Source organism: Staphylococcus sp. FSL H8-0121 (assembly GCF_038008425.1).
GTDB lineage: Bacteria > Bacillota > Bacilli > Staphylococcales > Staphylococcaceae > Staphylococcus > Staphylococcus pasteuri.
Map to the genome: position 1 here is coordinate 34,218 of NZ_JBBOZB010000003.1, position 12,534 is coordinate 46,751.

Below are 12,534 nucleotides of genomic sequence, written 5' to 3' on the forward strand. Positions count from 1 at the left end.
TGCTTTGAAATGAGTATGCTATTATTATATGGTGAATTTGAAATAGTCAAAAAAACATTTAATATATGAAAGTAGGTACATTATGTTATTACTTGAATTAATCAAGGGGCTTATTTTAGGTATCGTAGAAGGTCTAACTGAATTTGCTCCTGTTTCCTCTACAGGACATATGATTCTTGTTGATGATATGTGGTTAAAGTCCACTAAATTTTTAGGTGAGCAATCAGCTTTCACCTTTAAAGTTGTTATTCAATTAGGTTCTGTATTTGCGGCAGCATGGGTGTTCAGAGAACGTTTCTTTGAAATATTACATATTGGGAAACATCAACCTGAGCAACAAGCGACTACTGGACGTCGTTCAAAACCAAAAAGATTGAATTTGATGCATGTTTTAGTAGGTATGATTCCAGCCGGTATTTTAGGTTTCTTATTTGATGATGTCATTGAAAAATATTTATTTAGTGTACCAACAGTTATGATTGGTCTTTTCCTAGGTGCAATCTACATGATTATCGCTGATAAGTATTCTGAAAAAGTAACTCATCCACAAACTGTAGATCAAATTAATTATTTCCAAGCATTCGTTATTGGTATTTCTCAAGCCATTGCTATGTGGCCAGGGTTCAGTCGTTCTGGTTCAACGATTTCAACTGGTGTCTTAATGAAAATGAACCATAAAGCGGCATCTGACTTCACATTTATCATGTCAGTACCAATCATGCTTGCAGCAAGCGGATTATCGTTATTAAAACATTATGAATATATTCATTTAGCGCATATTCCATTTTATTTATTAGGTTTCTTAGCTGCATTTATTGTAGGTTTAATAGCAATTAAAACATTCTTACATCTTATTAATAAAATCAAATTAGTACCGTTTGCAATTTATCGAATTATATTAGTAGTTGTCATAGCTATCCTTTATTTCGGTTTTGGTATAGGTAAAGGTATCTAATTAAACATTTTTAAGACTAATTACCGTTGAGAACAAGTTACTTTTCTCAACGGTTTTTTCTTACTTAACATTAATAAATAATACAATGTTAATTTTAAATCACGCCCTTTAACAAAATTATCTTTCAAACCAAATTTCGTACATTATTGTTACCAACAGTAGTTTATTTTCATGTATCATAGGGTATGGATAAAAATAGTAAAAATTAATGGAGGCAACGAGTATGGACAAAAAGAAACTCATAAAAACAGCAATTAATGTTTTACCTATCATCATCGTTCCGTTAGTCGTAGAACGTAAAAAAATAAAAGATCATCCTGATGTTAAAAAAGCGACTGATGCTACATCTAGAGCAGCATCTAAAACAACATCTGCTATTTCTAACAAGACTTCTGACGTTAAGACATACGTTGGTGACAAGAAACAAGAATTTGATAATAAACGTGAATTGAAAAAAATCGCTAAAGAAAATGACCCAGCTTATATTGAGAAAAAAGGCGAAAAATTAGCGAAGCAAAATCGCAAAGAAGCAGACAAAATGGATAAAAAGCTTCAAAAAAATATTGAAAAACGTCACAAAGAAGAAGATAAACAACGTGAAGAAAACGAAAAACAACGTATTAAAGATATGAAGAAAACTCAAAAATACGAAGAAAAAGTAGGATTAACACCAGGTAAGCTTGATGAAAAAACTGAGAAAAAAGGCGAAAAGTTAGAAAAAGAAAATCGTAAAGAAGCTAAAAAGATGGAGAAAAAGCTTCAAAAACAAATCGAAAAACGCCATAAAGAAGAAGATAAACTACGTGAAGAAGCCGACAAATCTAGAAAAAAAGAATTTAAAAAATATAAAGATTACACAGCTAAAAGTGTAGTTAAACAAAATAAAGAAAATAATAATGAGGCTTAATCTTTCATGACACGCATTATTATTGACGGAGATGCTTGTCCAGTTGTTAATTCAGTGATTGATTTAACACAAGGGACAGGCATTTTTGTTACAATTATACGTAGTTTTAGTCACTTCTCAAATCAAATTGAACCTAAACATGTAAATACTGTCTATGTGGATGATGGTCCTGAATCGGTAGACTATAAAATTGTCCAATTATCATCTTCAGAAGATATCGTTATTACACAAGATTATGGTCTAGCTAGTCTATTACTCAACAAAGTAAAGTATGTCATGCACCATAAAGGATTTATATTTAATAATGATAATATTCAACAATTGCTAGACCAACGTTATATTAATGCTCAAATTCGTAAGCAAGGAGGCAGACATAAAGGACCTCCCCCATTTACGAAACAGGATAAACAACACTTTGAACAACAATTTAATAAGCTTTTACATCAACTTTAATGGAGGTACATAATGAAGAAAATTGCAGTTTATTGTGGCGCAAGCAAAGGAAAAGATGACACATACGTTAAAGAAGCATATGAACTAGGTAAATATATGGCTGAAAAAGGTTACGAATTAGTTTTCGGAGCTGGATCTGTGGGTATTATGGGCGCTATTCAAGATGGCGTTTTAGACCATGGTGGTAAAGCGATTGGTGTAATGCCAAAAATGCTTGATGAAAAAGAAATTACAAGCCAAAAAGTAAGTGAACTTATTTTAGTAGATTCAATGCATGAAAGAAAAAATAAAATGACTGAGCTTGCTGATGCTTTTGTTATGGCTCCGGGTGGTGCCGGCTCACTAGAAGAATTCTTTGAAATGTATAGTTGGGCTCAAATTGGTATTCATCAAAAACCAATTGGCGTATACAATATCAATGGTTTCTTTGAACCATTACAAGGGTTAATCGATCATATGATTAAAGAAGGATTTATTGATGAAAAATATCGTCAACTCGCTCCACTCTTCGATACTAAAGAAGCGTTACTTGAAGGTTTACTCAATTATAAACCTTTAGGCGTTCGTACTTATGATTAAATAATTTCTGTTAAAACCAAAATACCCCACTAGAATTTATTCAAAAAATAATTTCGAGTGGGGTTATTTCAATTATTTATCTAAATCAATCACATATCTCACATGTCTTTTCAAAGGATGATACTTACTCAAGTTAGGGAATTCAAAATGATCATAAAATGACATTCCTATTTTTTCCATGACTTTTCTTGAAGGTAGGTTTGTTTCAGCAGTAAAACTATAGACTTTAGAAATGTCTTTTTCTTTAGCAAATTTAAGTACCGCTTCTGCACCTTCAGTGGCAATACCATTTCCCCAAACTTCAGGAATCAAACGCCACCCTATTTCATAAAGTGGTAATTCTTTAAATGGATACTCACTATCTTTAGGAATATAATTTAATCCTATAAAGCCAAGCCATTCATTCGTTTCTTTCAGCTCTACTGAGAATAGACCAATACCATAATCTTTAATAATTTGGTCCATTTTTTTCATATCTAATTCAGAACGACGATAACTCAATAAACTTGGGAAGTATCTTCTGACTTGTGGGTTAGCATTCATTTTTTGAAAAGGTAATAAGTCTTTTTCTTCCCAATCTCGTAATTTCAAGCGCTCAGTTTCAATATAAACAACCATTTTTTACACTCCATTACTACGTAAATACATCATTATATACATTTTATAATAAAATTAACGCGCTATGAAACAGTAAGATTCACATCGCGCTATAATTCGTTTATTAAAATTTTGATTTAGCTTTTAGTTATATAACTGATAAGTTCAATATTAACTGGAATTTCTTTTAAATGATCACGTTGATTTTTTGGTGCTGTAAATGTAGCATCAATAAAATCATTCTGATGATCTAAGTGATATGTTGCAACAAATGTATCTGTATCTGATTCAAAATTAGGCAAGTGCGCAATTACACGTTTAATTTCACCTGTAGAATCAACAACATGTCTACCTGTAATATTTTCTAATTCTCTACCTAATTCTGGTAGCGTTAGCGCTTTTCCCTCTAAAATACTAAAATCCTGTTCATGCATGGCTCTTCTCTCCTCTTCACATTTTTGAAAATGATGACAATAATCATATTAATCTTTATAGTTTATTTTTATTATATATATTTATCCATTACGATACCCATTTTTTTCGTATATCAAACTTTACGTTCAAAACGATATTAAGTTGACATTTTAATCATATCATATTCTATTCTGTTGAAGATGATGCTTTTGATTAGATTTATTGCTGGTTCTGTTCTGATTTAAAATTTGTTACTTCTTTAATGTTGTTCTTAATTAGAAGATGTTTTATTCTTCTCGCTTTTATTAGTATCCTTATCATCACTATTATCAGAACTAGTTGATTGACTTGAAGCAGAGTTATCAACTTCTTTTTGTAATTTATCTTGTTTATCTTTTAAATCGTCTTTTTGTTTATTTAACTTTTTCTTTTGTGATTTTAATGATTTGTTTTCTTTTTCTAATTTATCTACACTCTTTTCTAATGTCGCTTTCTCCTGACTTTTGCCACATGCGGATAACATTAGCGTTGCAGATAAAAATAATACAATCCACTTTTTCATGTTAAACTCCTTTAAAAACAGTTATAAATATAATTCATTTTATCATGAAATAATAATTTAATCATTTTTCTACTTTAAATCTTTCTTCATTTTAATATGTGTATCTTCATAGCCTATTTGGTGATTCAAGTTTAACATAGCTTGATTTTTCGTATTTATTGTACTTTGTATTGTTTGGGCTCCTTCTTTCATGGCCCAATCTTCTAGTGCTAACTTTAATTGTCGTGCAAAACCTTGACGCCGATATTTAGGATATACAAACAATAATTCAATTGTCACAACCTTAGTTTGTTTTTCAAAATGCCCCCATATTAATGCTTGTAGTTCTTGATTATCTTCAATGATTAATATCATATCTTGGCAATGCCGTAATCTAGCATTAATCATTTCAATTCTTAATGCAATCGATGTACTTGTTGCTTTATAATTTGCTTCTTGAGATTCTAATAATTTTTCGTGTATCGTTGCTACCTCGTTAATTAACTTTTGATTACTCAAATTCAACTGTTTCATCATTTACTCCTGTATTTCATATTATAATCATTGTATTTCTATGGTATGATTAAGCATAATAAAATTATCAATTTAATGTATTGGTAAGTCTTACTTAAAATTATTTTTAAAGGAGCGCTTATGCACTCATGAAGTCTACAGCTCAATTAGCTAAAGAGAATAATGTGAAGTCTTTACGTTTAAATAATACGGATAGAGAAATTTTTGAAAACTACATGATATATATTCGTTCTGATTTAAGTGTAAACCCACATGATTCAGAAGTGATGTTGAATCGCATATTAAAACACTTAATCAGTGCAGAAGGTAAAGGTATGTTAGCTATGGAATTCTTTAACCATAATCCTAAAATGCATGCCAAAAAGCAATTAAAAGAACTTCCAAATGAAACAGTAAAGAATATCTTTAAATATATTTATCAACATTTCGTATTACTAATTGGTATTTTCTGTTTCTTAAAAGGGTTTATAGGTTTCTTTATTGGTGGAGATAGTAACTATCTTTATCTATATACATTTCCTATTACAGTGATAGTTGGCTTATTTATCATTTTCTTATTTATATGGATGATATTTAAAACGATTCAGTTACAATGCTTTAATAATTCAAATTGGGTATGGTTATTAACTTATGCCGTAATTGCGCTATTAATTGTCGCATTGTTTTATGTATTTTTTATACCTCAATCCTTTTTAGCATTTGGTCCTTATATCAATGTTAGTAATTGGTCATTTATTATTATTTCCGCCATTATCACACCTATTTCATTTTATATTGATCATCACTATTTTAATAAAAATTCAAATACGATTATGTAATGTTCACGAATTGATGGCCACATTTTCTAATTGAATTTAACATCTTTGAAATAAATAAGAAGGCAATTTCTACTAATAATTATAGAAATTGCCTTCTTATTTATTCTCACTAATTTAATATAAAAACATCTAAAATAAACCATATCACCATAATAAACATCACAATAGCTTGAGCAATTGTACTGGCTAAAAACGCAATAATCGATCCAAAACTTACTTTAATCGCTTTTTTCAAATCATACCCTTGTATTAACTCGATAATAAGTACTAATACAAACGGTACAATGATAATACCAAATGGCGGAACTACAAAGCATCCAATGATCACGCCAATAATAGCCCCATATTCACCAAATTTAGATCCACCATATTTTCCAACAAAGTATTTATTCATTAGAAAATCAGCTAAGAATATCATAATGGTAAAAATAACCATTGCGATATAGAACATCCAAGATAACCTTCCGTTGTGAAATCCAAATTGATAAATAAGAAAACCTACCCATAAGACTAAAACTGAAGGAATGACCGGTTTAACTAAACCGACAAAAGCTAATATAAATGCAATTGTAATTAAACTCCATAATAATACCGTCATTAATAACTACTCCACATCTGTTATAGTAATTTTTTGATCTTTCGTTAAAAAGATTAATATAATACCTAAGAACAATGATCCTGCTGACACATAGAAAACATTTTCCAAGCCAACCCATCCACTCATCATACCACCTAATAAGTTACCACATAACTGCCCAATAACCATTGCGTTGGCAAATAATGTTGAAGCATAACCTGGGAAATCCGGTAAAATATCTTGGAAGTAGCTTATGCCAATTCCTAATAATATAGCTAAGAAAAAGGCTAAAAATAATTGACCAATCAACATCATATAGAAATTTTTAAATAAACTAATACTAAAATAGAAAGCCCCGCCGAATATACCACCATAAATAAGTAACGTACGTGTTGGGAGTTTTGTAGATAATACGCCTAAAACGACCATAAAAGGTACTTCTAAACCTGCACATAAACTTGCTAAATAACCAACGTAGCCTTCCTTTTCGTGAAGATAATCAGTTACGAATAAAGGCATGTTCATTGTATACATCCATTGTCCAATATGTAATAAAATAAAAGCTAAAAACGGGATCAATAGTGTCTTATCTTTGAACATATTAGGCGCTACCTTCTCAACGTGTTGTTGTTGAGTAATAGGTTGTTTGATGTTTAAATTTTTATAGAAGAACACTTGTAAAATTAATGTAAATAAAATAATAGAAACTGTTCCGCCAAATAAACCTGAGTAACCATTCAATTCAATTAGTTGCGCGCCAATAAATGGACCAAATAAGAACCCTAGTGAGAACATTGAACGTAATACTGTATTAGCAAATTTAGCATTTTTACGCGAACTTGAAACGTTAATAGATTCTCTCGCAGATGCATAAAGTTGTGGCATTGCCGGAGCGAATAAACCTTGGAATAAAGCATAAAGGATTATAAATAATAAGATATCTTTTACAAAGAAATAAATGGAAAAGCTAATTGCTCCCATCATTAATGCTGTAATTATAAGATATTTTCTATTTATGTTATGAGTATCTGAAAATCTTGCAATAATCGAATTAACTGTAAATTGGCTTATAGCTGCTAATGCTAGTAACACACCATACTGTTTGGTGGTCATACCTAAATCCTTTGTCGCAAACAAAACAAGGTAGGGTACTGTTACAGCGATACCCATACCTAATAACAACATGTTCAAAACAAACAACTTATAATTCTTTATATATAGTAATTCTTTAAACATATGACTAACCTCTATTCATTATATGAATCAACTCATCTTATTTAACGTATAAAGTTCAACATTAAATTAACAAATGAATCTACTTGTGGTAACTGTAACATGCTTTGATCATAACTCATATAAGTCGAACGAATAAGTGGATCATTATCAATCGTCACTTTTTCAAATCCAAACATATTTTTATCAATATTTTTCATCATTATTTCAGGTAATATAGTTACACCCACACCACTAATTAGCATTTCTTTACAAGTGGCAACTTGGTCAACGGTAATGGTAGCATGATAGTCTTGTTCTAAATTATCGTTATACCATTGTTTAATTTGATTTATATAAATTGGGTCAGCTTGAAATTCTATAAAAGGCAACTTTCCAACCTCTTCACGTCTATCTTTAGGATAGATAAAATAATGATCGTCATTAAATAAGTGTGTGTTGGATAAATTCATGACTTTGTTTCCTCTAGTAATCATGACGTGATAGTCTCTATGATTTGCCTTAATTTGTTCAGTAGACCCAACTTGTACCTGAATTTCAACATTAGGAAATTGAGTATTATATAAGCTTAATACTTCTGGTAATAGTGTTTGACCTATTAAAGAAGAACAACCAATAGAGATCGTTCCGTTAACTTCCCCAATATGCGCCTGCATTTTATCAAAGAATAAACGCTCTCTCTTTAACATATCGCGTGCATGTTCAATAATCATTGCACCTTCAGTTGTTGTTATGAGTTGCTTTTTCGTTCTAATAAAAACGTCTACACCAAATGAACTTTCAATTGCTTTTAACCGTTGTGTGACAGCTGGCTGTGAAATATATAATATTTCTGCTGCTTTACGTAATGTTTTTGTTTCGTCTAATGTTATTAATAAACGATAATCATCAATTTTCATAGTGTCCCCCTAAAATATACCGTTTCCGTAAAATCCTATAATCAATGATGTTTGTTATATTTATTTTGTTTGAGAAAATCATTCTTATTTTTTATCGTGTTGTTTAACTCGCTGTAGCTTTTTATTTTTAAATGGATGATTGTGTTTATTTTTCTTATATTTTTGATTTATTTTGTGATAACATTTCATAACTTTACTTTGAACATCATCAAAGTTTTCAACTATTTCAATCATTAATTGATGTGCAATAATATATGCTTCATGATATTGTTTTTGACTAATTTGCCCATTTTGTAATGCAAACAATAAATCATCTTCATCAACTAACTCGTATGAACCATCTGGTAATACTAATACATCTAAGCATAAATCTAGTGTACGTGCATTTCCTTTTTGAGTAATATTTTTAATATTGATATCAAAATAGTATTCTAATGGATTCCCCTTATCATCAAACATAACGGTTAAACTATATCTCTTTTTTTCCGGTAATATTTGTAACCATTTATAATTATCATCTGCGACTATTATATTTTGACCAACTACCGTCACCTCTAAAGGTTCACGTACTTTCTTCATCGTGACCAAGCCTATAATACCTTTAAATCTATTATTATTAACTTTAACCTCTGTATATTCTCTCTCGATCAGGCGACGCCAGTGACGTTTGTCTATATATTTTACTTTCACAGTCACCAACTCCTTGTTTTCATTATATAAAAATGGTTCTATTATGTCATCATATGCTAAATTAGGTCATATTTTCGTAAATTCATTTAACTATATTCTACTACATATCGAGAAAATTTACTTTAAAACGACTAAATTACTATGATTTAATTTAATATGAATCCTAATATATATAATGATTACACATAAATATCAATTTTACATTATTCATATTTACAATATTTTGTTAATTAAAAGTATAAAAAAAGATACCTATGTGAACTAATCTATTTCACATAGGTATGCTGAATGCAATTATTTAATTATTTATGTTTTAATGCATATTTATCTATTACAGTTTGATGTTCAGGATACATTTGGTTTAATTCATTTCTTTCAAACAACTCAAATTGCTCATATTCAAATGCCGGCTGACACATACAGCCTACTAAACAAAATCCTTCATCATGTTCAAGTGAAGATGCGAATATTGTTCTTTTTGGAACTGTATATTGCATTACCTCACCATCTTCTATATTAGGTCCTAACTGCACAGATTCATATTTACCATCAGGTGTAATCATATGAATCGTTAATGATTGACCATCATGATAATACCAAACCTCATCTGCATCTATACGATGGAAATGTGAAATATCATTGGGTGTTAACAAAAAGTATATACTGCTAAATGCAGCTCTATTTGTCTCTGTTGATGGTTGACGTATACTTTCTTTGAAATAACCACCTTCTGGATGAGGGGTTAAATTCAACGAATCAATCCAATACTGTGCGTTTTTCATTATTTTAAATCCACATTATGGAATACATTTTGAACATCTTCCAAGTCTTCCAATGCATCTACAAGTTTTTCAAAAGTTTCTTGGTCTTCTGGTGATAATTCAATATCTGTTTGAGGTAACATTTCAAACTCAGCAACTTTGAAATATTCAACACCAGATTGACGTAATGCATCTTGAACTTGAGCAAATTGATCTGGTTCCGCATAAACAATTGTTAAACCATCATCATCAATGACATCTCTAACATCAACATCTTGTTCCATTAATTCTTCCAATACTTCGTCTGCTGATTTACCTTCAATGCCGAAAGTAGCAGTATGGTCAAACATATATGCTACTGATCCAGATACACCCATATTACCGCCATTTTTACCAAAGGCAGCTCGTACGTCTGAAGCAGTTCTATTCACATTATTTGTAAGCGCATCTACAATAATCATTGAACCACTAGGACCAAAACCTTCATATCTTAACTGATCATAGTTTTCTTCTCCAGCACCTTTAGCTTTATCTATTGCTTTATCAATAATGTGATTAGGTACTGAATATGTTTTAGCACGTTCTAATACTAAACGTAAGGCTTGGTTAGATTCAGGATTGGGTTCACCTGATTTAGCTGCCACATATATTTCTTTACCGAATTTGGCATATATTCTACTTGTATTTTTATCTTTTTGAGCCTTTTTTTCTTTAATATTATTCCACTTACGTCCCATTATGGTCATCTCGCTTTCATTCTCTATAATTAACATTCTATATTATACATGATTTTTAGTCGTTAATATACCTCTTACATTGTATCAATATATCATTAAGAATAAACCTCACCGTTCATAAAGTACAAAGTAAAATAAAGCATAAAAAAATTAGCCCCTATCAATTAGGAACTAACTTATATGTAGAATTCTAAATATTTAAATATTCTTCAACATCATCGAATAAAGCATTAAATTCTTTCATGTTGTCTTGGTTCATATATAAATATATTTTTCTTTCATCTTCTGTCGATCTGACTTTATTTAACTTACCTTTTTCAATCAGTTTACGAATTGATACTAATAATTTAGTTCTACTCAATTCTAATTCTGAAATAGCAATTTTTAAAAATGTTTGCATTAACATTTGATCTTTTTGACAATTTTTTTCTGCCAAGTCTAGTACTGCTAAATCATTAAGAGTCAATTTATATTTTTGATCTATATATTCAGACAATGCTTTATATTGTTTATAAAATTCAAATAACTTTTCTAACTTTTCTTTATTCAAAAGACTTGCACCCCCAAATATAAACAGACAACATATAACAACATTATCCTAAATATCTAAAAATCTGTCTTTCCTATTTGTTTTTAATCTGTTGTCAAAATTACCGATAAATTTAAATTGAGTTGTGCAATGTCTTTTTCACTTTATATTCTTCCTTGAAAATTGTAATCATATAAAATGAATTATAGCCTAAGTTAATTTCTAGTGAACATTGGGTAAAATCATGTTCAATAATTTCAATTTTAGGTTTAAAGTAGTAATCAACTGTATCTAAAAATTGACTCGTCCATTCATACTTATTTCTTAAATCTTTTGAAATTAAATGATTAAGATTGCCGCTATAACTATTTATCTTTCCTATGAAAATTAAATGGTTTTTATATGTTGGCATTTCATTGAAACTGATATATACATTGCTATCTCCGTACTCTTCGTCAGCAGATTCATTTTCGATGACTCTCCAATCATATAAATACAATACATATCGATCTTCTAACTCTACTTTCTTATAGTAGCTAGCATCCACAAAATCTCGATTAAACAAAATAGATATTTCATTAAATATTAATCCAAATGTCGTCTTAAAACCTTTTGCATCAAATAAATGCAATGCATTAAAATGATTGGGATTATGAAATAGATTGAAACCTAAACCTGTAAAAGATTCTGTTAAGGAAGATATTGTTTCAATGATTAAAGGAGCACTATTACTTAAATCATTATGCTTATCATTAATTAACTGATGATTTTCTACATTTAATAAAAACATCTTCTCTTTCACAAAATCAACTTCATTTATTATTGCCTTTAGATTTTTTATTTGAATTTCATTTTTTAATAATAATCTTTCATTTCCCTCTGTTAAGTAAGAGGTAGTTAGTTTCGCATTATCAATAAATAGATATTCAAATTTTAGTCTTTTAATTTGAGATTCTATTGCTTTAAGCATCACTGGATCATCTATTAAACATGATATATCTAAACCGATGACATGATTAATATTTAAATCCTGAAACTTAATAATATCTTTATAGATTTCACGAATTTCTTTATCATCCAAATTAAAGACTGAAATAACTTCGTATGGATAAGGTATGTCCTGCTTACTATTCTTAAGTTTGAGTAGCGCATCGCTAAAACAAACACCTATACTATCGATAACTTTATAACTATCAATATTAAAAGCGACTCTCAACCCTTTTTTGATAATAATTTCTACAATATTTCGTTTATCTTCATACGTCATTTCATTACAGATTTCTGAAAGTGTAGGAACGATATAAAAAATA

General features: G+C 29.7%; 17 protein-coding genes. 5 read left to right on the forward strand and 12 right to left on the reverse strand.

Going from position 1 to position 12,534, the window contains the following annotated elements; genetic code table 11:
• Window positions 1-82 precede the first annotated feature (82 nt).
• The 4 genes from LFT63_RS10415 (at window position 83) to LFT63_RS10430 (ending at window position 2,894) form a co-directional block, all read left to right on the forward strand.
• A complete protein-coding gene (locus tag LFT63_RS10415) occupies window positions 83-955 on the forward strand; it encodes an undecaprenyl-diphosphate phosphatase (protein ID WP_017638403.1) in 873 nt (290 codons plus the stop codon).
• Window positions 956-1,178: 223 nt separating this feature from the next.
• Window positions 1,179-1,862, forward strand: a complete 684-nt coding sequence (locus tag LFT63_RS10420) for a hypothetical protein (RefSeq protein ID WP_017638404.1) — start codon at window positions 1,179-1,181, stop codon at window positions 1,860-1,862.
• Window positions 1,863-1,868: 6 nt separating this feature from the next.
• On the forward strand, window positions 1,869-2,315 hold the full coding sequence (locus tag LFT63_RS10425) for a YaiI/YqxD family protein (RefSeq protein WP_046466432.1): 447 nt from the start codon (window positions 1,869-1,871) through the stop codon (window positions 2,313-2,315).
• Window positions 2,316-2,327: 12 nt separating this feature from the next.
• Window positions 2,328-2,894, forward strand: coding sequence for an LOG family protein (locus LFT63_RS10430; RefSeq protein ID WP_017638406.1), 567 nt, complete (start codon window positions 2,328-2,330; stop codon window positions 2,892-2,894).
• Between the two features lie 72 nt (window positions 2,895-2,966).
• On the opposite strand, the gene LFT63_RS10435 is transcribed toward LFT63_RS10430, so the two are convergent.
• From LFT63_RS10435 to LFT63_RS10450, 4 genes are all read right to left on the reverse strand, one after another.
• Window positions 2,967-3,512 (reverse strand): GNAT family N-acetyltransferase, encoded by a 546-nt coding sequence (locus LFT63_RS10435; RefSeq protein WP_017638407.1) that lies wholly within the window; start codon window positions 3,510-3,512, stop codon window positions 2,967-2,969.
• A 116-nt stretch (window positions 3,513-3,628) separates the two neighbouring features.
• Window positions 3,629-3,925: a hypothetical protein gene (locus LFT63_RS10440; protein ID WP_017638408.1), complete on the reverse strand. Its 297-nt coding sequence runs from the start codon at window positions 3,923-3,925 to the stop codon at window positions 3,629-3,631.
• A gap of 251 nt (window positions 3,926-4,176) precedes the next feature.
• Window positions 4,177-4,467 (reverse strand): SA0632 family lipoprotein, encoded by a 291-nt coding sequence (locus LFT63_RS10445; RefSeq protein WP_017638409.1) that lies wholly within the window; start codon window positions 4,465-4,467, stop codon window positions 4,177-4,179.
• 69 nt (window positions 4,468-4,536) lie between these two features.
• The gene (locus tag LFT63_RS10450) at window positions 4,537-4,980 is read right to left on the reverse strand and encodes a GNAT family N-acetyltransferase (RefSeq protein ID WP_340769078.1); all 444 of its coding nucleotides are present in this window, start codon (window positions 4,978-4,980) and stop codon (window positions 4,537-4,539) included.
• Between the two features lie 128 nt (window positions 4,981-5,108).
• Between LFT63_RS10450 and LFT63_RS10455 the strand changes: the two genes are divergently transcribed.
• Window positions 5,109-5,798 carry a DUF1129 family protein gene (locus LFT63_RS10455; protein ID WP_017638411.1) on the forward strand — a complete coding sequence of 230 codons (690 nt, stop codon included), beginning with the start codon at window positions 5,109-5,111 and terminating at the stop codon, window positions 5,796-5,798.
• 109 nt (window positions 5,799-5,907) lie between these two features.
• Here the strand turns inward: LFT63_RS10455 and LFT63_RS10460 are convergent, their stop codons facing one another.
• The 8 genes from LFT63_RS10460 to LFT63_RS10495 form a co-directional block, all read right to left on the reverse strand.
• Window positions 5,908-6,396 (reverse strand): DUF456 domain-containing protein, encoded by a 489-nt coding sequence (locus tag LFT63_RS10460; protein WP_154827522.1) that lies wholly within the window; start codon window positions 6,394-6,396, stop codon window positions 5,908-5,910.
• A 6-nt stretch (window positions 6,397-6,402) separates the two neighbouring features.
• Window positions 6,403-7,611, reverse strand: a complete 1,209-nt coding sequence (locus tag LFT63_RS10465; RefSeq protein WP_108000053.1) for a sugar efflux transporter — start codon at window positions 7,609-7,611, stop codon at window positions 6,403-6,405.
• A 41-nt stretch (window positions 7,612-7,652) separates the two neighbouring features.
• Window positions 7,653-8,507 carry a LysR family transcriptional regulator gene (locus tag LFT63_RS10470; protein ID WP_017638414.1) on the reverse strand — a complete coding sequence of 285 codons (855 nt, stop codon included), beginning with the start codon at window positions 8,505-8,507 and terminating at the stop codon, window positions 7,653-7,655.
• Between the two features lie 84 nt (window positions 8,508-8,591).
• On the reverse strand, window positions 8,592-9,197 hold the full coding sequence (locus tag LFT63_RS10475; protein ID WP_326002625.1) for a DUF402 domain-containing protein: 606 nt from the start codon (window positions 9,195-9,197) through the stop codon (window positions 8,592-8,594).
• A 302-nt stretch (window positions 9,198-9,499) separates the two neighbouring features.
• Window positions 9,500-9,979, reverse strand: coding sequence for a cupin domain-containing protein (locus LFT63_RS10480; protein WP_017638416.1), 480 nt, complete (start codon window positions 9,977-9,979; stop codon window positions 9,500-9,502).
• A complete protein-coding gene (locus LFT63_RS10485) occupies window positions 9,979-10,695 on the reverse strand; it encodes a YebC/PmpR family DNA-binding transcriptional regulator (protein WP_340769081.1) in 717 nt (238 codons plus the stop codon). The genes LFT63_RS10480 and LFT63_RS10485 overlap by 1 nt, the downstream gene beginning before the upstream one ends.
• Window positions 10,696-10,885: 190 nt before the next feature.
• Entirely contained in the window at window positions 10,886-11,245 is a 360-nt protein-coding gene (locus LFT63_RS10490) for a transcriptional regulator, SarA/Rot family (protein ID WP_046466428.1), read from the reverse strand.
• Window positions 11,246-11,357: 112 nt separating this feature from the next.
• Window positions 11,358-12,491 (reverse strand): hypothetical protein, encoded by a 1,134-nt coding sequence (locus LFT63_RS10495; RefSeq protein ID WP_340769083.1) that lies wholly within the window; start codon window positions 12,489-12,491, stop codon window positions 11,358-11,360.
• Between the last annotated feature and the right edge of the window lie 43 nt (window positions 12,492-12,534).

Bases quoted from the DNA above. Each gene is read 5' to 3' on its own strand.
- LFT63_RS10450 (WP_340769078.1), bottom strand. From the start codon at position 4,980: ATGAAACAGTTGAATTTGAGTAATCAAAAGTTAATTAACGAGGTAGCA.
- LFT63_RS10425 (WP_046466432.1), top strand. From the start codon at position 1,869: ATGACACGCATTATTATTGACGGAGATGCTTGTCCAGTTGTTAATTCA.
- LFT63_RS10420 (WP_017638404.1), top strand. From the start codon at position 1,179: ATGGACAAAAAGAAACTCATAAAAACAGCAATTAATGTTTTACCTATC.
- LFT63_RS10480 (WP_017638416.1), bottom strand. From the start codon at position 9,979: ATGAAAAACGCACAGTATTGGATTGATTCGTTGAATTTAACCCCTCAT.
- LFT63_RS10495 (WP_340769083.1), bottom strand. From the start codon at position 12,491: ATGACGTATGAAGATAAACGAAATATTGTAGAAATTATTATCAAAAAA.
- LFT63_RS10465 (WP_108000053.1), bottom strand. From the start codon at position 7,611: ATGTTTAAAGAATTACTATATATAAAGAATTATAAGTTGTTTGTTTTG.
- LFT63_RS10485 (WP_340769081.1), bottom strand. From the start codon at position 10,695: ATGGGACGTAAGTGGAATAATATTAAAGAAAAAAAGGCTCAAAAAGAT.
- LFT63_RS10470 (WP_017638414.1), bottom strand. From the start codon at position 8,507: ATGAAAATTGATGATTATCGTTTATTAATAACATTAGACGAAACAAAA.
- LFT63_RS10440 (WP_017638408.1), bottom strand. From the start codon at position 3,925: ATGCATGAACAGGATTTTAGTATTTTAGAGGGAAAAGCGCTAACGCTA.
- LFT63_RS10415 (WP_017638403.1), top strand. From the start codon at position 83: ATGTTATTACTTGAATTAATCAAGGGGCTTATTTTAGGTATCGTAGAA.
- LFT63_RS10430 (WP_017638406.1), top strand. From the start codon at position 2,328: ATGAAGAAAATTGCAGTTTATTGTGGCGCAAGCAAAGGAAAAGATGAC.
- LFT63_RS10435 (WP_017638407.1), bottom strand. From the start codon at position 3,512: ATGGTTGTTTATATTGAAACTGAGCGCTTGAAATTACGAGATTGGGAA.
- LFT63_RS10455 (WP_017638411.1), top strand. From the start codon at position 5,109: ATGAAGTCTACAGCTCAATTAGCTAAAGAGAATAATGTGAAGTCTTTA.
- LFT63_RS10445 (WP_017638409.1), bottom strand. From the start codon at position 4,467: ATGAAAAAGTGGATTGTATTATTTTTATCTGCAACGCTAATGTTATCC.
- LFT63_RS10460 (WP_154827522.1), bottom strand. From the start codon at position 6,396: ATGACGGTATTATTATGGAGTTTAATTACAATTGCATTTATATTAGCT.